We start from the raw sequence: 19927 nt of genomic DNA, 5'->3' as shown, positions 1-19927 counted from the left end.
CGTCTCCGTCAGGCGGCCCGCGCCTGCAGGCGCAGGCGCTGGAAGTAGACGTCCTCCAGCCCCGGCTCCACCGGCGCGAAGCCTTCGTCCGGTTGCGAGGGGCTGAATACATGGATCACCGGGTGGCCGCCGACCAGCCGCGTGGACAGCACGGTGAAGCGCGCCTCGTAGTCGGCCAGCGCGCTCTTGGCCACCTGCTTGCGCCATACCTGCCGTTCGAGCGCGGCGATGGCGTCGGCCGGCCTGCCGGTCAGCAGCACCTCGCCCTTGTTCATGATCGCCATGGTCGGGCACAGGTCGGTGACGTCCTCGACGATGTGGGTGGACAGGATCACCGCCACGTTCTCGCCGATTTCCGCCAGCAGGTTGAGGAAGCGGTTGCGCTCTTCCGGATCGAGCCCGGCGGTGGGCTCGTCGACGATCACCAGCCGCGGGTCGCCGAGCAGCGCCTGGGCGATGCCGAAGCGCTGGCGCATGCCGCCGGAGTAGGTGCCGAGCTTGCGCTTGCGCGCGTCCCACAGGTTGACCTGCTGCAGCAGGCCCTCGACCACTTCCTTGCGCTGCCTGCGTGCGGTCAGGCCCTTGAGTACGGCGAAGTGGTCCAGCAGGTCCAGCGCGCTGACCTTGGGATAGACGCCGAAATCCTGCGGCAGGTAGCCGAGCTGGCGGCGTACCGCATCCTTGTCGCGCAGCACGTCGATCGCCTCGCCGTTGGCGCCGGTCAGCGTGGCGCTGCCGGAATCGGCTTCCTGCAGCGTCGCCAGCGTGCGCATCAGCGACGACTTGCCGGCGCCGTTGGGGCCGAGCAGGCCGAACATTCCGCGCGGGATGTCGAGATCGACGCCCTTCAGTGCATGGACGCCATTGGCGTAGGTCTTGGACAGCCCGCGGATCTGCAGCATGTACGTTCCTTGTCGTTCACTGGATGGATTCGATTCTTCCGGTCGCGGCGGCAGCGCCGCAATCCGCCGGAAGTCACTGGGACCATGGACGTGGCGGGAACCGGAATGTGACCGCCGGCGGCGACGGCCGCCGCCACGCGCCGGCTCAGCCGGCTTCGTACAGCTCCAGCGGCAGCCCGTCGGGATCGGCGAAGAAGGTGAAGCGGCGGCCGCTGTACTGGTCGACGCGGATGTCCTCGGTGGCCACGCCGTGCGCGTGCAGGTGGGCCACCGCGGCGTCGAGATCGCCGACGCGGAAGGCCAGGTGGCGCAGGCCGCAGGCTTCCGGGCGGCTGGGGCGCGGCGGCGGCTCGGGGAACGAGAACAGCTCCAGCCGGCTGCCGTCGGGCAGCGCCAGGTCGAGCTTCCACGAGTCGCGTCCGGCGCGGAAGTTCTCGGCGACCACCGCAAGGCCGAGGATGCGGGTATAGAAGTCCTTCGAGCGCGCATAGTCCGAGGCGATCAGCGCGACGTGGTGGATGCCCTGCAGCAGCGGGGCGGTCATCGCCGTGGTTCCACCAGCCAGCGCTGCGCGATCTGCAGCGCCAGCGGGTAGGGCTCGGGGTCGTTGCGGTTGCTCAGCACGATCACCGTCAGCTTCTGCTTCGGGTAGCGCAGGATGACGTTGCGGAAGCCGATGCTCTCGCCGCTGTGCCATTGTGCATCGCCGTTGAGGCGCCAGCCGAAGCCGTAGAACGGCACGTCGGGCTCGTCGGTGGCGGTGGCCGGGGAGAACGCCAGCTTCAGCGAGGAACGCTTGAGCAGGCGGCGGCCGTAGAGCGCGGCATCCCATTTGGCGAGATCGTCGATGGACGAATAGATGCCGCCGTCGCCGAGTACCGCGCTGGTCGGGCTCTGGTCGGTGCGCTGCCAGCGGCCGTCGACCTCGCTGTAGCCATAGGCACGATGCGGCACTTCGTCCACGCCGTCCTGGTGGGCATAGGTGTCGGCCATGCCCAGCGGCAGGAAGATGCGCTGGCGCAGGAAGCTGGCGAAGTCGCTGCCCGAGGCCCGTGCCACGACCAGCGCCAGCAGCGCGTAGCCGCTGTTGCTGTAGCGGTAGCCACTGCCCGGCGGGAAATAGGTGCGGTCCTGCTTTTCCAGCAACCGGAGCACGTCGCTGTCGCGCACCTGCCGGGTGTCGGTCGGGTCCATCAGGTCCTCGTAGTCGATCAACCCGCTGGTATGGCCGAGCAGCTGCCGCAACGTCACCGCATCGGCCGCGGCCGGCAGGCCGGGCAGCCATTTCTTCACCGGGTCGTCGATCGACAGCTTCCGGTCCTCGGCCAGCAGCAGGATCGCCGCGGCGGTGAACTGCTTGCTGACCGAGGCCAGGCGGAAGTTGGTCTGCGGCGTCACCACGGTGCCGTCCTCGACCACCGCCAGGCCATAGCCGCGACGGAACACCGGTTTGCCCTTGTGCAGCACCAGCAACGCGGCGCCGGGCAGCTGGCCGTCGTAGCGCTGCATCAGCGCATCGACGCCGGGATCGGGCCGGCGCATCTGCGCGGTGGCCTGGGCCTGCGCCACCGCGCCGCCCAGCAACAATGACAACAACAGCAGGCGCTTGCAGGTCGCGATCATCGCAGCGGCTCCAGGGCGGTCACGGTGTCTGCTGGCTGGCGATCCAGCGGTCGATCTTGGCTTCGAGGATGTCCAGCGGCATCGAGCCGTCCTTCAGCACTTCCTCGTGGAACGCACGCAGGTCGAAGCGCTCGCCGAGCGCGGCCTGCGCCTTGTCGCGCAGCGCGAACAGCTTCAGCTCGCCGGTGCGGTTGGCCAGGGCCTGGCCGGGCTGGGCCATGAAGCGCTCGACTTCGGCCTCGGCCTCGGCCGGCGCCAACCCGGCGGTCTTGACCAGGTAGTCCACGGCCTGGCGCTTGCTCCAGCCGTCGGCATGCAGGCCGGTGTCGGCGGCCATGCGCGCGGCGCGGGTCAGCGCCGCCTGCAGATAGCCCAGCCGCGCGTACGGATCTTCGTACAGGCCGAGCGCGTCGCCGAGCGATTCGGCGTACAGGCCCCAGCCTTCGACGAAGGCGACGTCGCCGCCGAGGCGGCGGAAGCGCGGCAGCTTGTCCAGCTCCTGCTGCAGTCCCAGCTGCACATGGTGGCCGGGAATGGCTTCGTGCAGGAACAGCATCGGCGTGGCCCAGCGCTTGCGGCTGGGCAGGTCGCTGGTGTTGACGTACAGGGTGCCGGGACGGCCGCCATTGGGCAGCGGCTGCTGGTAGAAGGCCGCCGGCGAGGTTGGCGCGCGTTCGGGTTCGACCGCCTGGATCTCCAGCGGCGCCTTCGGCCGGGTCGCCAGCAGCGCCGGCAACCCGGCCTCGACCTGCTCCTGCAGCTGCCGGTACTGCGCCAGCAGCGCGTCCTCGTCGGCGAACTGGAACTGCCGGTCGCTGCGCATGCTGCGCAGTACCTTCTGGGTCGAGCCGCGCAGCCTGGCCTGCTTGATCAGCGCGGCGATCTGCTCCTGCAGTTCGCCGACCTGCTGCACGGCCAGTTCGTGCAGCTGCTGCGGCGTCTGCGCGGACGAGGTCGCCTGGCGGATGTTCTGCGCGTACCAGTCCTGGCCGTCGGGCAGCGCCGACAGGCCGTCGCTGTCGCGCGTGGCCGGCAGGTAGGCGGTGGCGATGAAGCCGCGCAGGGCGCGGTAGGCGGGCATGATCCGGTATTCGATCATGCGCTTGTATTCGGCGGCGATGCGCGCCTTGTCCTCGTCGGAGAAGTCCTCGGGCAGGTTGCGCACCGGCTCCCAGAACAGGCTTTCCTCGGCGGTGGGGCGGATCACCGCATCCAGCTGCGGAAGCACCTTCTCCATCACCGCGCGCGGTTGCACCACCCCGGCGGCGATGCCTTCGCGCATGTTGTCGATGGCCTGCTCGAACAGCACCGGGATGCCCAGCGAGCGCCGCGACCAGTTCTCGTAGTCCTTGACCGTCTGGAACGGCTGCGGGCCGGTGCCCGAGCCGAGGACCGCCATGATGCTGGCGATGTTGTAGTAGTGGCTGACCGGCAGCATCCAGCTCGGGAACCGTTCGGCGGCCAGCGAGCCGCGCGCGTCGCGCACGAAGATCTCGTAGCTGAGCAGGTCCTGGCCGCCGAGGCCCTCGGCGCCCACCGCCTCGACCTTGCCCAGCCATTCCACGGTGAAGTCGTGCGACTGCTGGCGGAAGGCCGGGGACAGGAAGTTCGGCAGCTGGTCGTTGTAGCGGCCGTCGCCCTGGAACGTGGCCTGCAGCGGATTCAGCTGCATCGACGCATCCCAGTACTGCTCGTAGAGGTTGTTCAGCTGCGCCGCCTTGTCCGGGGTGGCGGCCGGCTTCGCTGCGGCGGGGCGGGCCTGGGCGGCTGCCGGGCGCTGGGCCTTCTTCGTTGCCGCTTCGGCCGCCGGGGCGGTGGAGAGGGCGAGGATCGAGGCGATGGCGAGCGCCAGGGCGCGGGACAGGCTGGAGGGCATCGGGAATTCCGGGAACGCACAAGCCGTCGAGCTTGCCCGATATCGCCGCGCTCGGCCAGACGAGGGCCGGCCGGGTTCAGCCGGCGGCGGCCTCGGCGCGCAGCTGCTGCGCGCGCTCGGCGCCCAGGTAGGCGGTGATCGCCCGCCGCATCAGGTACAGCAGCGGGATCAGGGCGATGGCGAACAGCAGCTTGTAGGCATAGTTCACCGTGCTCACCGCCAGGAACAGCGAGGTGGGCCATCGCTGCGGGCCGAGCACGAAGGCGATCCAGATCACCACGAAGCTGTCGATCAGCTGCGATACCGCGGTGGAGCCGGTGGCGCGCAGCCATACCATGCGCTCGCCGGTGGCGCGGCGGATGCGGTGGAACACCGCCACGTCGACCAGCTGGCCGATCATGAACGCGACCAGCGAGCCGGCGATGGTCCACATGCCCTGGCCGAACACCGCGGCGAACGCGGCCTGGTAGTCGGGCACGCCCTCGGCCTGCATCGCCGTCACCCACCAGCCGGCCGGCACCAGCGCGATGGCGGCGAAGGCGAACAGGAAGCCGTAGCTGATCAGCAGCGCCGTCAGCCACGAGATGAACTTGACCCCGCGGCGGCCGAAGAACTCGTTGATCGTGTCGGTCAGGACGAACACGATCGGCCACAGCAGGGTGCCGGCGGTGAAGCTGAGCGAGCCGGTCTGGCCGAACAGGTTCCAGTTCAGTGGCGCGATGCCCAGGGTGTCTTCCAGGGCGAAGATCTTCACCCCGATCAGCTCGGCCAGTATCGCGTTGGCGCAGAAGAACGCCGCCAGCGCGATGAACAGCAGCACCGCGCGGTCGTGCAGCGGCCGCAGGCTCACCGCTCAGCGCTCGCCGGCGCGGGTGAAGGGCACGCTGTCCGGCGCCACCGCGCCGCCGGAGATGATGAAGCTCATGGCCTGGTCCACGGTCCAGTCGGTGGGCGTGAGCAGCTCCACCGGCACGATCTCCAGGTAGCCGGAGGTCGGGTTGGGCGTGGTCGGCACGTACACCGCGGCCAGCTCGCGGTCGCTGCCGTGCTCGCGGATCACCCGCGTCACCAGCCCCACCGATTTCATGTCGCGGTGCGGGAAGTCGATCAGTACTACCCGCTGGGTGCTGCCGGGCTTGGTCTGCAGGATGTCCAGCAGCTTGCGCGCGCTGTCGTAGATGATGCTGGCCAGCGGGATGCGGCGGATGACCGCGCCGAACCAGCGCAGCAACTGCTGGCCGATGACCCGCCGGCTGAGCACGCCCACCGCCAGGATCACCAGCAACGTGGCCAGCAGGCCGATGACGGCCTGCACCCATTCGGCCTTGATCCATCCCAGGTAGTGCGGGAACGAGGCCGCCATCTGCTGCGACAGCGGCACCACCAGCGGGCTGCTGATGCCGGCCAGCAGCACGAACACGAACTTGACGACCACCCACGTCAGCCAGATCGGCAGCAGCGTCAGCAGGCCGGTCAGGAACAGTCGTTGCAGGGAGGGGCGGGGGGCGGAAGCGGCTTCGGGCGACATGGGCGGATTGTAGCGGTCCGGCGGCCTGTTTAAGCTGCACGGTGCGGCTGGACGATGGCCAGGGAGGGAATGCTGTGTTCAAGGCGTTGCGGTGGTTGTTGCAGGGAGTGCTGATGTTGCTGCTGCTGGCGGTGGCGCTGTGGACGGTGTCGCGGATGATGCCGATGGAGCGTGGCCAGCGCGAGGCGCTCGCATGGCTGCAGGAAGAGGTGCAGCAACCCGGCGACAACGCGTTCGCGGCGCTGTGGCTGCTCGGCTACGAGGAGGTCCCCGCAGCGCAGCGGGAGGCGTTGGCGATGCAGGACGTCGCCCGCCATCGGCAGCTGCTGGCGGCCCTTCCCGCCGAGGAATGGGGCGCAGGCGTCGCTTTCGAAAGCGTTGCTTCTGAGCGGTTCCGGCAGACGGAGGCGATGCAGTCGCCGTGCAGCTGGCGCCAGCCGGGATGCCTGCAGGCGGTCCGCGAGGATGCGACGGCCGTCGCCGCGGCGCTGGCCGGGCAGCAGGCGTTGCTGGCGCGGATCGCGGAGCTGGCGCGCTACGGACACCACCGCAACCTGTTCGCAGCAGATCCTTCGATGCCGATGCCGCCCTTCCAGTTGCTGATGCGGTCGCTGCCGGCGCATGCGCTGGCGCACGTGCAGGGGCGCAGCGACGCGGCGCTGGCGGGCATCTGCAACGATGCGACGACCGCGCGCATGCTGCTGGCGCACGGCGACAACCTGCTGGCGGCGATGATCGGAGCGGCGATGGTGGAGGGCAACGCACGGCTGCTGGCCGAGGTGCTGGCCGAGTTGCCGCTGGATCATCCGCTGCCGGCAACCTGCGCGGGCGCGTTCGCACCTCCGGCTGCCGGCGAGTTGAGCATCTGCGGCGCGATGCGGGGCGAGTTCGATTTCAGCCGGGCCGCGATCGTGCAATCGGCTGGCCGCCTGCGCTGGCTGGTACTGGACGAGGACAAGACACTGGGCCGGATGGCGGTGGGGATGGGGTGGGCCTGCACCCGGGAGGCGCAGCAGGCGCTGGCGCTGGACGAGCCGGTGGCTCCGGTTCCGGAGCCCACGTCGCCGTGGCGGCTGGAGTGCGCGGCCAATGCCATGGGCTGCATCCTGGCCGACATCGCCGCGCCGGCCTACCGCGACTACCAGCTGCGGCTGCAGGATGCCGGCGCACAACTGCGGCTGGCGGCGGCGCTGCTCTGGCTGCGCGACCAGGCCGCCGGAAGCGGGGACGCCGAAGACGATGTGGCCGCGCTGCTGGCGCGGCTGCCGCCGGAGCTGACCGGTGCCCGGCGGCCGTTCGCGCTGGCCGACGATGGCCGCAGCCTGCAGGTGCAGCGCCATTGGCGGCAGCGCGAGCCGGTGCTGTCGTTGCCGCTGCCGGCGACGCTGGCGGCGCCCTGATCAGCCCGCCTTGCGCGCCTCGGGCTTGAGCCGGATGTAGACCTGCTTGCGGACCCGGGCGACGACCTCGCCCTGCGCATCGAGAATGTCGTTCTCGAACCAGCGCAGGTATTTCTCGCCGCTGGCCGCCGCTGCGCGGACCTCGTCCAGCAGCGCGTCGTCGAGCCTGAACTCGGTCCACACCGTGCCGCGCCCGGGCTTGAGGAAATCGATGCTGCCGCTCCTGTCCCAGACGTAGTAGTCGCGCCCCAGGTTCTGCATCAGCCCCAGCATCCAGAACGGGTCGGTCATCGCGAACAGGCTGCCGCCGAAATGGGTGCCCACGTAGTTGCGGTTCCACGGGCGCATGCGCAGTTCCACGCGGATGTCGCGATAGTCCGGGGTGACCCGGGTGACGTGGATGCCGGCGAACAGGAACGGCGGCCACAGGTTGATGCCGTGGCGGAACGTGCTGGCTTTCATTGCGGGAATTGCAGGTGGCGGCGGGAGCGGGGAGTCTAGCATTCGCTGCCGTATGGTTTCCGGTCGCGCGCCGTTTCAATCGTCCGGCGGCGCGGCGAAATAGCCGTCGCGCCCAGCTGCCTTGGCCTGGTACAGGGCCGTGTCGGCGCCTTCGAACAGATGCGGCGGCAGGCTGTCGGCATCGGGCACCACGGTGTACAGGCCGACGGTGACGCTTACCCGCGCCTGCCGGCCCTTGTCGACGGCGATGCTCATCCGCCGCACGCGGGCGATCAGGTCCTCGATCAACTGGATCGCGCCTTCGCGGGGAGTGTCGGGCAGGATCATCGCGAATTCGTCGCCGCCGAAGCGGGCGGCCAGGTCGCGCGGACGGCGCGCATGGGCGGAGATCGTGCGGCCCACCTGCTGCAGCACGCGGTCGCCGGTGTGATGGCCGAAGTCGTCGTTGTAGTGCTTGAAGTTGTCGACGTCGATCAACGCCAGGCTCAGCGGCCTCCCGCTGCGGCGGGCGGCGTCGTGCTCCTGGCGCAGGGTTTCCTCGAAGCGCATGCGGTTGGCCAGCCCGGTCAGCGCGTCGCGGTTGGCCTGGCGGCGCCAGTAGCGCATCTGCCACAGGCCCCAGGCCAGCAGCAGCACGGCGATCCCGGCCACCGCGGCGGCCGGCGCGAACCACAGGTCGAAGCCGCGCAGCAGCACCAGGCTGAGCAGCAGCGGGACGGGGATCGCCACGGTGGCGGTCAGCCACGGCGGCGGCGTGGACAGGGTCATGCACAGGCAGGACAACGCCACCAGCAGGGCCACCAGGCCGGCCTGCAGGGCCGGTTGCAGCGGCACGATGGCGTGGCCGCCCAGCAGCATCGAGGCGACGTTGGCCTGGTACTCGCTGCCGCTCATCCAGCTCTCGTGCGAGGTGGGCGTGAGCAGTCGCGGCGCCAGCCCGCTGGCGGTCATGCCGACGATCACCAGCCGGTCGCGCAGCAGCTCGGCCGGTACCCGGCCTTCGAGCACGTCGATGTAGGACATCTGCGCGAAACTGCCGGGCGGGCCGGCATAGCGCAGGCGCACGTAGTGGTCGCGGCGCCACTGGTAGGGGGAGGCGATTCCCGCCTGCGGATCGCCCAGGCCGGGAACCGGGCCGCTGGTACCGGCCAGCGCCAGGCCCAGCGCCGGCCAGTAGGCCGAGCCGACACCGGCCTTGAGGTACAGGCCGCGGGCGATGCCGTCGCCGTCCACTTCGATGTCGCTGTGGGCCAGGACCGCGGCGGCGCCGGCGATGGCCGGTACCGGCAGCAGTTCCTCGGGCACCGTCTCGTCGCTGACCGAAGTGGCCATCACCGGCAGCAGCACCTTGCCGCTGCGCCGGATCGCCGCTGCCAGTTCGGCATCCTGGGTGCTGTCCTTGCGGTCGGGCTCGGGGAACATCAGGTCCAGGGCGATGCGGCGCACGCCGGCCTCGTCCAGGCGGTCGAGCAGGCGCGCATGGGTGCCGCGCGGCCATGGCCATTGGCCGAGCTGCTGCAGGCTGCGCTCGTCGATGGCGACGATGGCCAGGCGCGCGTCGGGCGGATAGTCCCAGCTGCCGACCAGGCGGTCGTAGACGCTTTCGTCCTGCTGCCAGAACAGCTGGGCATGGCTGGCCCAGGCGGCCACCGCACCGAGTGCGGCGGCGAACAGCAAGCGCTGGTACCAGGGCAGCAGGAACGGTCTCATAGCGCCAGCAGCAACAGCGCGCCGGCACCCGCGCCGGCGCCGTAGCAGAGCCGGCAGGGCAGCCTGATCTGCTGGGCAGGGGAGAACGCGCCGGCGTAGCCGTCGTCGTCGATGTACTGCACGCGTATGTGCAGGGTGCCGCGCCACGGGCGCTTCAACGAGACCTCGGGCGCATCGACTTCCTGGTCGAGCAGCGGTCGCGCGAAGTCGCCACGGCGATCGACCTGCACCCGGTAGCGCTGGCCTTCGCCGCCGGCCTGCCAGCGCAGCGTCAGCTCGCCCCTGGCGGTCTGCGGCGGCTGCAACTGCGGGTCCACCGGGTCGTCGCTGATGTGCAGCGGCAGGGCCTGGCCGTAACGGCCGCGGCGGCCCTGCGCATCGCGCGAGGCCACCCGCCACCAGTAGTCGCCCGGGGCCAGCTCGGGCTGCGCGCGCAGGCGGGTGGAACGGGTTTCCTGTTCGGCCAGCGGCTGCAGGAACTGCGGGTCGCGCGCGATCTGCAGCACGCTGCCGGCGGCCTCGGGCACCCGCGCCCATTCGAAGCGCGGGCGCGACTGGTTCAGGGTCTGGCCGTGGGTGGGATTCAGGGTCAGTGGCGGCGGCGGATCGTCGAGGACGGCGAAATCGCGCTCGGCGTCGTGCCCTTCGATGCCGTCGCCGGCGACCGCGCGGACCAGCAGTCGCAACTGCCCGGCTGGCAGGTCGTCGATCTGCAGCTGCGGTTCGGCGACGTCCTGGGCGAACAGCAGGACCTCGGGGGCGTCGGCGCGGACCACTTCGACGCGGTAGCCGGTAGCGCCGGCCACCGGTTGCCAGGCCGCCAGCAGCGGCAGCGGGTCGAGCCGCAGGCGGGCTTCGTCCAGTTGCGGGGCCGATGGCAGCGGTTGTGCGCGGGCCGGTGCGCGGCCGGCCGAGCCGCTGAGCGTGGCGTGACCGGAACCGACCAGCTGCTGGCCATGGCGGTTGCCGACCTGCACGCGGCCTTCCAGCACTTCGGTGGCGGCGGGATTGTCGCCGCTGCCGGCGCTGACCCGGAACACGGTGCCGCGCACGCTGCTGGTGGCAGTGGGGGCGGCGATTACGTAGCGCGAGGCCGGGCCGCGGGCCGGCGCAACCCGGCTGCTGGTGCGCCCGCGCTGCAGCCGCAGCCGGGTATCGACCATGCCGGTGGCGCCGTAGCTGCTGAGCTGGTCCAGGTGCAGTTCCGAGTTCTCGCGCAGCTGCAGGCGCGATTCGTCGGCGAAGACGAGGGTCACGCTGGCATCGGCGCCGGTGCGCAGCTGGCTGCCGATCGGCAGGCGCATGCCTTCCTGTACCGGTTTCCCGGCCGCGTCCTTGCCGTCGACGAGCTGCACCGGCCCGCGCACGGCCAGCACCTTCGCCGGTGCCGGTTCCACCCGCAGCCAGGCGATGGGGAAGCGCAGGGTCTGGCCGGGCGGCAACTGGTAGGGATTGGCGACGCGGTTGTGCGCCTGCAGTTCTTCCCAGGGTACGTTGGGTTTCAGGTAGCGGGTACCCAGGTCCCACAGGGTGTCGCCGGGGCGGACGCGATAGGTCCAGTCCTGGGCGCTGGCGGCGGCCGCGCTCGCCAGCAGCACGGCGGCCAGCAGGAGTCGCGACAGGGAGGTGAAACGCGGGGACTGCGCAATCGACAACGTCACGGGCATCTCGGTCCTACAGGCACGGGACCGCGGCGCCCGGTGGTCGTGCCGGGCATCCCCATCCCCTGGTAGTCACGGCAACGGTTGCCGTGGCGTCATCACGACGATGACCGCGCGATTATCGCGTAGCAGGTATTTCGTCAACCTGAATACGTGCATGCGTCACACTTCAGAACAGCAGCGACGACATCCTGCGGCGATAGCGGCCCACCAGGTCCTCGTCCTCGATCACCCGGAACGCGTCGATCAGCGCCTTCTTCGGCAGGCCGTCCTGGAAGCCGCGGTCGCGCCGCAGCATCTCCAGGAACTGCTCCAGGGCCGCTTCGTCCTCGCCGGCCAGCAGCTGGTGCACGCCCAGCAGGTGCCGGGCCAGCAGGTCGTCGCCATCGGCGGCGACGCGGGCGGCCAGCGCCTCGGCGGCCGGGGCGTCCTGCAGCGCCTTGGCGAAATCGAGGCGGGCGCGGGCACGCACCGCGCGGTCGTCGGTGGCCAGGTTGGCGGGCAGGGCGTCGATCAGCTCGCCGGCCTCGGCGGCGGCGCCGGTGCGCAGCAGCGCCAGCGCCAGGTCGAGTTTCAGCTCCTCGTTGTCCGGCGCGGCGGCGATGGCCTGGCGCAGGGCCTCGACCTCGGCCTGCGGGTCCAGCGGCAACGCCTCGGCCTCCACGGCAACCTCGGCGGCGGCCAGCGGCTCGATGCCGTGCTGCTTGAGGAATTCGCGCAGTTGCCCTTCCGGGATCACGCCGGGGAAGCCGTCCACCAGCTGTCCGCCCTTGACCAGGAACACGGTGGGCACCGAGCGGATCTGGAACGCGGCGGCGATCTGCTGCTCCTTGTCGACGTCGACCTTGGCCAGCTCGAAGGCGCCGTTGTACTCGCCGGCCAGCTTCTCCAGCAGCGGCCCCAGCGTCTTGCACGGCCCGCACCAGGTGGCCCAGAAGTCCACCAGCACCGGCACCTGCAGCGACTTCTGCAGGACGTCGGCCTCGAAGGTTTCGGTGGTGGCGTCGAAGACGTGGGGCATGGCGGCGTCTGCGGTCATCTGGCGAGGTTCCTGTCGGCGAAGTCCCCGACATTGTGGCAAAGGCGTGGAATTCAACCTGCGCGGCGATGCCGGCGCGCGGGATTGCGGATGCCGCGGCGGCGGGGACAATGCGCGGACGCACCCGGATACCCGCAGCGCCCATGACCCTCGAACTCTCCCGCGCGCAGGCCCGGCGCATCGCACTGGCCGCGCAGGGCTTCTGCGACCGCCGCCACCGCACGCCGACGATGCGCACCTTCATGCGCACGCTGGCGCGCACCGGCGTGCTGCAGATCGATTCGGTCAACGTGCTGCAACGGGCGCACTACATGCCGCTGTTCAGCCGGATGGGGTCCTACGACAGCGGCCTGCTCGGCCGTGCCGCGCAAGCCGCGCCGCGCCGGATCGTGGAGTACTGGGCGCACGTGGCCGCGTTCATGCCGGTGGAACTGTGGCCGTACATGCAGCACCGGATGCGGCACTACCGCGACAACGGCCACGCCTGGTCGGCGATCGCGCACGATCCGAAGCTGGTGGGCGCGCTGCTGGCCGAGCTGCGCGAGCGCGGCGCCAGCACTTCGCGCGAACTGGACGATGGCCTGCCGCGGGCGAAGACCCACTGGGGCTGGAACTGGTCGGAAGCCAAGAAGACGCTGGAATACCTGTTCCTGTCCGGGCAGATCGCGATCGCCGGCCGCAACGGCGCCTTCGAACGCCTGTACGACCTGCCCGAACGGGTGATCCCGGCCGACATCCTGGCGCGGCCGGTGCCCGACGATGCCGAGGCGCACATCGAACTGATCCGGCGCGCGGCGATCTCGCATGGCGTCGGCACCGAGGCCTGTCTGCGCGACTACTACCGCATGTCGCCGCAGCAGGGCCGCCCGGCGATCGCCGCGCTGGTCGAGAGGGGCGAACTGCTGCCGGTGCGGGTCGAGGGCTGGCCGCGGCCGGCATGGATGCATCGCGATGCGCGCCTGCCGCGCAAGGTGGAGGCGTGCGCGCTGCTCAGCCCGTTCGATCCGCTGGTGTGGGCGCGCGAACGCGCCGAGAAGCTGTTCGGGTTCCGCTACCGCATCGAGATCTACGTGCCGGAGCACCTGCGTACCCACGGCTACTACGTGTTGCCGTTCCTGCTCGGGGAGCATCTGGTCGCCCGCGTCGACCTCAAGGCCGAACGCAACCGGGGCCGGCTGGTGGTGCGCAGCGCGCATGCCGAAACCGATGCGCCGGCGGAGACCGCCGGGGCGCTGGCGCGGGAGCTGGCAGCACTGGCCGGATGGTTGGGACTGCAGCAGATCCAGGTCGAGCGCCGTGGCGGCCTGGCCGCCGCCCTGCGTGCGGCGGTCGCCGGACGGGGGTGAGGTGCGCCGTCCGCCGGTACCGGGCGCGACCGCGATGGATGCCGGGGGCACCGGAGCCGGTGGTGACGCGGTGACGATCGCATCCGGAGTGTAAAAATGATTTGACATTGGCGATGGCCTTTGTAAATTTGTTTTTACATAAAGTCTGGTCTGGATGACATATGGATTGGCATCGCCCGGGGTGGGCCGCGCTGCTGACGACGGCGGGCACGGGGTTCTGGCTGTTGCCGGGGAGCGGGCGGGTGCGCGGTGTCGCTGTCGGCGCCTTCGGCGCCAGCCTGCTGATCCTGGTCACGGGCATGGCGTTGCATGCGGTTTCGCGGATGCCGCGCAGAGAGGTGGAAGGGAAAATTTCGCCGCGCGAATGGCAGGCATGGATCGGGTTGTGCGTGAATGCGGCCGGCGCGGTCTGTTTCGCCACCCGTTTGCCGTTGCTTGCCGAAGGGGCCGGTCCCGCGGCCAGGGACGTGGCGGTGAGCCTGATCGGCCTGCTGCTGGCCTGGCTGGTGCTGTCCCGGCTGCTGGCCGCGCGCTGGAAGGGGCGGGTGCAGGTCGACGAGCGCGATCGCCAGGTCGAGATACCGGCGGCGGGCTGGAGCCGTGGGGCGGTGGTCGCCGGGCTGGTCGGGCTGGCGCTGACGTTCGGGTTCTCGCCGCCGGGCCGGCTGCAGTGGGCCAGCCATTTCCTGATCGGCAACCTGCTGGTATTCGTGCTGGCATGCGGCTGGCTGGCGGAACATGCCGGCATGGTCTGGATGTACTGGCGCGATCGCAGCAGGAGCCAACAGGTATGAACAGTTCGATGCGGGAAGGGCGGAAGATGCCGCCGGAGCGCGGGATGGCGGCGCCGTTCGGCGAACGCTTCGCATGGAGCATGGCCAGCGGCATGGCCGGGCTGGGCCTGTTCACGCTGGTGGCCGTGGTCTGGCAGGGCAGCCTGTTTCCGCTGCTGGCGGTGGTGGTGGTGCTGCCGCTGTCGCACGGGTTCCGCCGGCGCGCGCTGTTCGATGCGCGGCGCCACCGCGGAGTGCTGGAGGACGAGCGCGATGCGGCGATCCTGGCGGCCGGCGACCGGGCGTTCCGGCTGGCGGCGAGCACGCTGGGCATGGGCCTGGCGCTCGCGCTGCTGGTGCCCGCCGTCCGTGCCTGGTTGCTGGCCGCGCCGGCGACGCTCACCGGCATGCTGCTGCTGGGGCTGATCGCGGCCAATGCCGCCGCCCACGTCGCGGTCGCGCTGCGCTACCGCCGGGATGGGCGATGACCGGCACCCCGCTCGGCAACGATATCCGCCGGCTGCGCTTCGACAATGGCGGGATGACGCAGCAGCAGCTGGCCGACGCCTGCCGGGTGACCCGGCAGACGATCATCGCGCTGGAAGCCGGCCGCTACGCGCCGTCGCTGGAGCTGGCGTTCCGCATCGCGCGCGCCTTCGGCGTGGGGGTCGAGGACGTGTTCCGCTGGGAAGGAGAGGGCTGATGCGGCACCTGGATCGGCTGGCGGTCGCCGCCATGCTGCTGTGCGTGGCGGCCTCCGCCGGCTTCGGCAGTCTGCTCGAGGGTTACTCGCACCTGCAGCATCCGCTGGCGCTGCCCGGCGCGACGGCAATCCCGCGGGCGCTGGCGTTCAACCTGCTGTGCTTCGTGCTGCCGGGGCTGCTGCTGGCCGCCGTCGCGTGGCGGCTGCGCGACGCGTTGCCGCCGGCGGCGGGGATGGCCACGCGGCTGGGGACGTCGCTGCTGCTGCTGGCCGCGCTGGCGTTCGCGGCGCAGGGCGTTTTCCCGCTCGACCCGGAGCACCTGGATGCCGGCGTCAGCCGCCTGCATGCCGCTGCGTGGACCGCGTGGTGGATCGCCTTCGTCGCCGGCGCCGCGCTGCTGGCCATTGGCATCCGTCCGCTGCGCCCGGCGACGCTGGCGGCGTTGCTGGTGGTGTTGTTGTGCGGGGTGCTGCTGCCGCAGCTGCTGGGCGCCGGCTTCGGCCAGCGGCTGTCGTTGCTGGCGTGGTTCGCATGGACGTGGCACGCGGCCAGGACCCTGCGGCCGGCGGCCCGCGGCTGACCGCGCAGGCCCCGGAGACAGGGATCACGGCGTCGCCGCGGATTCCTTGTAGACCACGCCGTCCTTCATCACGAAGCGCACGTTGAGCACCGCGTCGATGTCCTGCAGCGGGTCGCCGGCCAGCGCGATCACGTCGGCGCGCTTGCCCGCTTCCAGTACGCCCTGGTCGTCCACGCCCAGTACCTCGGCCGCATGCACGGTGGCCGCCTGCAGCGCGTAGGCGGCGGGAATGCCGGCTTCGACCATGTAGACGAACTCGCGCGCATTGTCGCCGTGCGGGCCAACGCCCTGGTCGGTGCCGAAGGCGATCTTCACGCCGCTGCGGTACGCCCTGGCGGCGGTGTCCTGGATCAACGCGCCGATGCGCGCCGCCTTGGGCCGCACCACCTCGGGATAGTAGCCGTCGATCTTCGCCTTCTCGGCGACGAAGCGGCCGGCGTACAGCGTCGGCACGTACCAGGTGCCGTGCTGCTTCATCAGCCGGACCACCTCGTCGTCCATGTAGGTGCCGTGCTCGATGCTGGTCACCCCGCCCAGCACCGCGCGCTTCATGCCCTCGGTGCCGTGGGCGTGGGCGGCGACGCGGAAGCCGTAGTCGCGGGCGGTGTCGACCACGGCCTTGATCTCGTCGAGCACGAACTGCGGCGCGTCGCCGGACCTGGCATAGCTGAGCACGCCGCCGGTGGCGGTGATCTTGATGACGTCGCTGCCGTCCTTGTAGCGCTGGCGCACCGCCTGCCGCGCCTGCTCGGGCGAATTGATCACGCCCTCGGTCGGGCCGGGCGGGCCGGCCAGGTGCGAGAGATGGTCGTTCCAGCCGTTGGTCGGGTCGGCGTGGCCGCCGGTGGTGGCGATCGACTTGCCGGCGGCGAAGATGCGCGGTCCCTTCACCAGCCCCTGGTCGATGGCGTCGCGCAGGTGCGGGGCGACCTCGCCGCCCAGGTCGCGCACGCTGGTGAAGCCGGCCAGCAGGGTTTTTTCGGCATAGCCGACCGAGCGGAAGGCATGGTCCACCGGATCCAGGCGGAAACCCTCGGCGTAGCTCTGCGGACTGGACTGGCTGCCCAGGTGCACGTGCAGGTCGGTCCAGCCGGGCAGGCAGACCTGGTCGCGCAGGTCGATGGCGCGCCAGCCGGCGACATCGGCATTGCCGCCGCCCACCACCTGCTGGATCCGCCCATCGACCACCAGCAGCGTGTGCGCGCCGCGCATCTGGCCGCTGCGGGCGTCGAACAGCTTGCCGCAGTGCAGGGCGACCGGTTCGGAAGCCAATGCCGGGAGGGTGGCCATGGCCGCAGCCAAGGCCAGCAGCGATCTGCGCATCGGTGGAACTCCTGGGAGTGGAACATCGAGCATAAACGTGAATGCGCCATCGAGGGAGGCGCGCAACGGATGCGACGGCATCCGCGCCGGTTTCCCGGTGGCTGGAAAAAATCCATGCATATCAATCGGATGGGGTTTTTACGCGAAACCGTACCGCGGCCGATTGGAGCCCTTTGATGCGCTGCGGTACCCTGTCCCGCTTTGCCGCCGCCCTAGCGTTTCCATGTCCAGCGTCGAACCCAACGTCTACGACCCGCAGCAGGTTGAATCCGCCGCCCAGCAGTACTGGGATGCCACCCGTGCCTTCGAGGTCAACGAAACCTCCGACAAGCCCAAGTACTACTGCCTGTCGATGCTGCCGTACCCGTCCGGTGCGCTGCACATGGGCCACGTGCGCAACTACACCATCGGCGACGTCATCAGCCGCTACAAGCGCATGACCGGCCACAACGTGCTGCAGCCGATGGGCTGGGACGCGTTCGGCCTGCCGGCCGAGAACGCGGCGATCAAGAACAGGACCGCGCCGGCCAAGTGGACCTACGCCAACATCGACCACATGCGCAGCCAGCTCAAGTCGCTGGGCTATGCGATCGACTGGTCGCGCGAGTTCGCCACCTGCACGCCCGAGTACTACGTGCACGAGCAGCGCATGTTCACCCGGCTGATGCGCAAGGGCCTGGCCTACCGCCGCAACGCGGTGGTGAACTGGGACCCGGTGGACCAGACCGTGCTGGCCAACGAGCAGGTGATCGACGGTCGCGGCTGGCGCTCCGGCGCGCTGGTGGAAAAGCGCGAGATCCCGCAGTGGTTCCTGCGCATCACCGACTACGCCCAGGAACTGCTGGACGGGCTGGACGAGCTGGACGGCTGGCCGGACTCGGTCAAGACCATGCAGCGCAACTGGATCGGCCGCTCCGAAGGGCTGGAGATCCAGTTCGACGTGCGCGACGTGGACGGTGCGCCGCTGGACCCGCTGCGCGTGTTCACCACCCGCCCGGACACGGTGATGGGGGTGAGCTTCGTCTCCATCGCCGGCGAACACCCGCTGGCGTTGCACGCGGCCAGGGACAACCCGCAGCTGGCCGCATTGCTGGCCGAGCTGAAGCAGGGCGGCGTCTCCGAGGCGGAACTGGAGACCCAGGAAAAGCGCGGCATGGACACCGGCCTGAAGGCGGTGCATCCGGTCAGCGGCGAGCAGGTGCCGATCTGGGTCGCCAACTTCGTGCTGATGGGCTACGGCACCGGCGCGGTGATGGCCGTGCCCGGCCACGACCAGCGCGACTTCGAGTTCGCGACCAAATATGGCTTGCCGAAGAAGCAGGTCATCGCGCTGAAGAACCCCAAGAACGACGACGAACGCAATTACGATCCGGACCGCTGGCAGGACTGGTACGGCGACAAGAGCCGCGAGATCGAGCTGGTCAACTCGGCCGAGTTCGACGGGCTGGACTTCCAGGGCGCGTTCGAGGCGCTGGCCGAGCGTTTCGAGCGCAAGGGCCAGGGCCAGCGCCGGGTCAACTACCGCCTGCGCGACTGGGGCGTGAGCCGCCAGCGCTACTGGGGCTGCCCGATCCCGGTGATCTACTGCGACAAGTGCGGCGCGGTGCCGGTGCCGGAAGAGCAGCTGCCGGTGGTGCTGCCGGAGGACGTGACCCTGCTGGGTACCGGCTCGCCGCTCAAGGCCGACCCGGAATGGCGCAGGACCACCTGCCCGGAATGCGGCGGCGCGGCCGAGCGCGAGACCGACACCTTCGACACCTTCATGGAGTCGAGCTGGTACTACGCCCGCTACACCTCGCCGGGCGCGCGCGATGCGGTCGACAAGCGCGGCAACTACTGGCTGCCGGTGGACCAGTACATCGGCGGCATCGAGCACGCGATCCTGCACCTGATGTACTTCCGCTTCTTCCACAAGCTGCTGCGCGACGCGCGCATGGTGGACAGCAACGAGCCGGCGCAGAACCTGCTGTGCCAGGGCATGGTCATCGCCGACACCTATTACCGGCAGAACGCCGACGGATCGAAGGAGTGGATCAACCCGGCCGACGTCGACGTGCAGCGCGACGAGCGCGGCCGCGTCACCGGCGCCACGCTGATCGCCGACGGCCAGCCGGTGCTGATCGGCGGCTCGGAGAAGATGTCCAAGTCCAAGAACAACGGCGTCGACCCGCAGGCGATGGTGGCCAAGTACGGCGCCGACACCGTGCGCCTGTTCTCGATGTTCGCCGCGCCGCCGGAGCAGTCGCTGGAGTGGAACGAGGCGGGCGTGGACGGCATGGCGCGCTTCCTGCGCCGGCTGTGGGCGATGGTGCAGAAGCACGCCGCCGACGGTCCCGCGCCGGAGCTGGACGTGGCCGCGCTCGACGCCACCCAGAAGGCCATCCGCCGCAAGACCCACGAGACCATCGGCAAGGTCGGCGACGACTACGGCCGCCGCCATGCCTTCAACACCGCCATCGCCGCGGTGATGGAACTGCTCAACGTGCTGTCCAAGTTCGAGGACGCCAGCGGGCAGGGGCGTGCCGTGCGCCACGAAGCGCTGCGCGCCGCGGTGCTGCTGCTCAACCCGATCACCCCGCACGCCTGCCACGCGTTGTGGCAGGTGCTGGGCCATGGCGAGACGCTGCTGGAGGACCTGCCGTTCCCGCAGGTCGACGAGTCGGCGCTGGTGCGCGATGCGCTGGTCCTGGCGGTGCAGGTCAACGGCAAGCTGCGCGGCACCATCGAGGTGGCCGCCGACGCGGCGCGCGAGCAGATCGAGGCGCTGGCCCAGGCCGAGCCGAACGCGGCCAGGTTCCTGGAAGGGCTGGCGGTGCGCAAGATCATCATCGTGCCGGGCAAGATCGTGAACATCGTGGCGGCGTGAGCCGCCGCGAGGCCGCCCACCCCCCCAGGTTGCGTCGCCAGCCAGGGACGCGTCCCGATGGGACGCCGTCCGCAGTATTTCCGAACCCGCGGTTCTGCCGTCGCTTCCGCACAGGTGGAAGCCCGGCACCACGG

The 19927-nt window shown here is 70.4% G+C and carries 18 protein-coding genes; 7 read left to right on the top strand and 11 right to left on the bottom strand.

Features of this window, described 5'->3' with window-relative positions; genetic code table 11:
• Positions 1–8: 8 nt before the first annotated feature.
• The 6 genes from OK345_RS01745 to OK345_RS01720 form a co-directional block, all read right to left on the bottom strand.
• The gene (locus OK345_RS01745) at positions 9–902 is read right to left on the bottom strand and encodes an ABC transporter ATP-binding protein (RefSeq protein WP_265126171.1); all 894 of its coding nucleotides are present in this window, start codon (positions 900–902) and stop codon (positions 9–11) included.
• A gap of 145 nt (positions 903–1047) precedes the next feature.
• Positions 1048–1446 (bottom strand): SMU1112c/YaeR family gloxylase I-like metalloprotein, encoded by a 399-nt coding sequence (gene gloA2 / locus OK345_RS01740; RefSeq protein WP_265126170.1) that lies wholly within the window; start codon positions 1444–1446, stop codon positions 1048–1050.
• Positions 1443–2444 (bottom strand): serine hydrolase domain-containing protein, encoded by a 1002-nt coding sequence (locus tag OK345_RS01735; protein WP_265126253.1) that lies wholly within the window; start codon positions 2442–2444, stop codon positions 1443–1445. The genes gloA2 and OK345_RS01735 overlap by 4 nt, the downstream gene beginning before the upstream one ends.
• 100 nt (positions 2445–2544) lie before the next feature.
• Complete coding sequence (locus OK345_RS01730; protein WP_265126169.1) at positions 2545–4401, bottom strand: DUF885 domain-containing protein; 1857 nt, start codon at positions 4399–4401, stop codon at positions 2545–2547.
• A 76-nt stretch (positions 4402–4477) separates the two neighbouring features.
• Positions 4478–5245, bottom strand: a complete 768-nt coding sequence (locus OK345_RS01725; RefSeq protein ID WP_265126252.1) for a queuosine precursor transporter — start codon at positions 5243–5245, stop codon at positions 4478–4480.
• Positions 5246–5254: 9 nt separating this feature from the next.
• Positions 5255–5929 (bottom strand): DUF502 domain-containing protein, encoded by a 675-nt coding sequence (locus OK345_RS01720; protein WP_265126168.1) that lies wholly within the window; start codon positions 5927–5929, stop codon positions 5255–5257.
• A 113-nt stretch (positions 5930–6042) separates the two neighbouring features.
• On the opposite strand from OK345_RS01720, the gene OK345_RS01715 reads away from it, so the two are divergent.
• Positions 6043–7329, top strand: a complete 1287-nt coding sequence (locus OK345_RS01715) for a hypothetical protein (protein ID WP_265126167.1) — start codon at positions 6043–6045, stop codon at positions 7327–7329.
• Here the strand turns inward: OK345_RS01715 and OK345_RS01710 are convergent, their stop codons facing one another.
• The 4 genes from OK345_RS01710 to trxA form a co-directional block, all read right to left on the bottom strand.
• Positions 7330–7791 (bottom strand): DUF4442 domain-containing protein, encoded by a 462-nt coding sequence (locus tag OK345_RS01710; RefSeq protein WP_265126166.1) that lies wholly within the window; start codon positions 7789–7791, stop codon positions 7330–7332. It abuts the gene before it with no gap.
• Positions 7792–7866: 75 nt separating this feature from the next.
• The gene (locus OK345_RS01705) at positions 7867–9501 is read right to left on the bottom strand and encodes a CHASE2 domain-containing protein (RefSeq protein ID WP_265126165.1); all 1635 of its coding nucleotides are present in this window, start codon (positions 9499–9501) and stop codon (positions 7867–7869) included.
• Positions 9498–11168 (bottom strand): FecR family protein, encoded by a 1671-nt coding sequence (locus OK345_RS01700; protein ID WP_425510937.1) that lies wholly within the window; start codon positions 11166–11168, stop codon positions 9498–9500. The genes OK345_RS01705 and OK345_RS01700 overlap by 4 nt, the downstream gene beginning before the upstream one ends.
• 163 nt (positions 11169–11331) lie before the next feature.
• The gene (gene trxA / locus OK345_RS01695) at positions 11332–12183 is read right to left on the bottom strand and encodes a thioredoxin (protein WP_425510942.1); all 852 of its coding nucleotides are present in this window, start codon (positions 12181–12183) and stop codon (positions 11332–11334) included.
• A gap of 161 nt (positions 12184–12344) precedes the next feature.
• Here trxA and OK345_RS01690 point away from each other — a divergent pair, with 161 nt between their 5' ends.
• The 5 genes from OK345_RS01690 to OK345_RS01670 all read left to right on the top strand — a co-directional run bounded on the left by OK345_RS01690 (position 12345) and on the right by OK345_RS01670 (position 15604).
• Positions 12345–13547, top strand: a complete 1203-nt coding sequence (locus tag OK345_RS01690) for a winged helix-turn-helix domain-containing protein (RefSeq protein ID WP_265126162.1) — start codon at positions 12345–12347, stop codon at positions 13545–13547.
• Positions 13548–13708: 161 nt separating this feature from the next.
• Positions 13709–14341 (top strand): hypothetical protein, encoded by a 633-nt coding sequence (locus OK345_RS01685; RefSeq protein WP_265126161.1) that lies wholly within the window; start codon positions 13709–13711, stop codon positions 14339–14341.
• The gene (locus tag OK345_RS01680; RefSeq protein ID WP_265126160.1) at positions 14338–14808 is read left to right on the top strand and encodes a hypothetical protein; all 471 of its coding nucleotides are present in this window, start codon (positions 14338–14340) and stop codon (positions 14806–14808) included. The genes OK345_RS01685 and OK345_RS01680 overlap by 4 nt, the downstream gene beginning before the upstream one ends.
• On the top strand, positions 14805–15023 hold the full coding sequence (locus OK345_RS01675) for a helix-turn-helix transcriptional regulator (protein ID WP_265126159.1): 219 nt from the start codon (positions 14805–14807) through the stop codon (positions 15021–15023). Before OK345_RS01680 ends, OK345_RS01675 begins: the two co-directional genes overlap by 4 nt.
• A complete protein-coding gene (locus OK345_RS01670) occupies positions 15023–15604 on the top strand; it encodes a DUF998 domain-containing protein (RefSeq protein WP_265126158.1) in 582 nt (193 codons plus the stop codon). The genes OK345_RS01675 and OK345_RS01670 overlap by 1 nt, the downstream gene beginning before the upstream one ends.
• Before the next feature lie 24 nt (positions 15605–15628).
• On the opposite strand, the gene OK345_RS01665 is transcribed toward OK345_RS01670, so the two are convergent.
• Complete coding sequence (locus OK345_RS01665; protein WP_265126157.1) at positions 15629–16927, bottom strand: metal-dependent hydrolase family protein; 1299 nt, start codon at positions 16925–16927, stop codon at positions 15629–15631.
• 223 nt (positions 16928–17150) lie between these two features.
• Between OK345_RS01665 and leuS the strand changes: the two genes are divergently transcribed.
• Positions 17151–19793 carry a leucine--tRNA ligase gene (leuS, locus tag OK345_RS01660; RefSeq protein WP_265126156.1) on the top strand — a complete coding sequence of 881 codons (2643 nt, stop codon included), beginning with the start codon at positions 17151–17153 and terminating at the stop codon, positions 19791–19793.
• The last annotated feature ends 134 nt before the right edge of the window (positions 19794–19927 follow it).

Origin of the sequence: Xanthomonas chitinilytica (assembly GCF_026107455.2) — a bacterium.
Classification (GTDB): domain Bacteria; phylum Pseudomonadota; class Gammaproteobacteria; order Xanthomonadales; family Xanthomonadaceae; genus Stenotrophomonas; species Stenotrophomonas chitinilytica.
Note: the sequence above shows the minus strand (reverse complement) of the source record. Positions and strands in the feature narration are given on the sequence as shown.

What these genes read in the sequence shown, in the direction of transcription:
- OK345_RS01745 (WP_265126171.1), bottom strand. Translation starts at nt 902, where the DNA reads ATGCTGCAGATCCGCGGGCTGTCCAAGACCTACGCCAATGGCGTCCAT.
- gloA2 (WP_265126170.1), bottom strand. Translation starts at nt 1,446, where the DNA reads ATGACCGCCCCGCTGCTGCAGGGCATCCACCACGTCGCGCTGATCGCC.
- OK345_RS01735 (WP_265126253.1), bottom strand. Translation starts at nt 2,444, where the DNA reads ATGCGCCGGCCCGATCCCGGCGTCGATGCGCTGATGCAGCGCTACGAC.
- OK345_RS01730 (WP_265126169.1), bottom strand. Translation starts at nt 4,401, where the DNA reads ATGCCCTCCAGCCTGTCCCGCGCCCTGGCGCTCGCCATCGCCTCGATC.
- OK345_RS01720 (WP_265126168.1), bottom strand. Translation starts at nt 5,929, where the DNA reads ATGTCGCCCGAAGCCGCTTCCGCCCCCCGCCCCTCCCTGCAACGACTG.
- OK345_RS01715 (WP_265126167.1), top strand. Translation starts at nt 6,043, where the DNA reads ATGTTGCTGCTGCTGGCGGTGGCGCTGTGGACGGTGTCGCGGATGATG.
- OK345_RS01710 (WP_265126166.1), bottom strand. Translation starts at nt 7,791, where the DNA reads ATGAAAGCCAGCACGTTCCGCCACGGCATCAACCTGTGGCCGCCGTTC.
- OK345_RS01705 (WP_265126165.1), bottom strand. Translation starts at nt 9,501, where the DNA reads ATGAGACCGTTCCTGCTGCCCTGGTACCAGCGCTTGCTGTTCGCCGCC.
- OK345_RS01700 (WP_425510937.1), bottom strand. Translation starts at nt 11,168, where the DNA reads ATGCCCGTGACGTTGTCGATTGCGCAGTCCCCGCGTTTCACCTCCCTG.
- trxA (WP_425510942.1), bottom strand. Translation starts at nt 12,183, where the DNA reads ATGCCCCACGTCTTCGACGCCACCACCGAAACCTTCGAGGCCGACGTC.
- OK345_RS01690 (WP_265126162.1), top strand. Translation starts at nt 12,345, where the DNA reads ATGACCCTCGAACTCTCCCGCGCGCAGGCCCGGCGCATCGCACTGGCC.
- OK345_RS01685 (WP_265126161.1), top strand. Translation starts at nt 13,709, where the DNA reads ATGGATTGGCATCGCCCGGGGTGGGCCGCGCTGCTGACGACGGCGGGC.
- OK345_RS01680 (WP_265126160.1), top strand. Translation starts at nt 14,338, where the DNA reads ATGAACAGTTCGATGCGGGAAGGGCGGAAGATGCCGCCGGAGCGCGGG.
- OK345_RS01675 (WP_265126159.1), top strand. Translation starts at nt 14,805, where the DNA reads ATGACCGGCACCCCGCTCGGCAACGATATCCGCCGGCTGCGCTTCGAC.
- OK345_RS01670 (WP_265126158.1), top strand. Translation starts at nt 15,023, where the DNA reads ATGCGGCACCTGGATCGGCTGGCGGTCGCCGCCATGCTGCTGTGCGTG.
- OK345_RS01665 (WP_265126157.1), bottom strand. Translation starts at nt 16,927, where the DNA reads ATGCGCAGATCGCTGCTGGCCTTGGCTGCGGCCATGGCCACCCTCCCG.
- leuS (WP_265126156.1), top strand. Translation starts at nt 17,151, where the DNA reads ATGTCCAGCGTCGAACCCAACGTCTACGACCCGCAGCAGGTTGAATCC.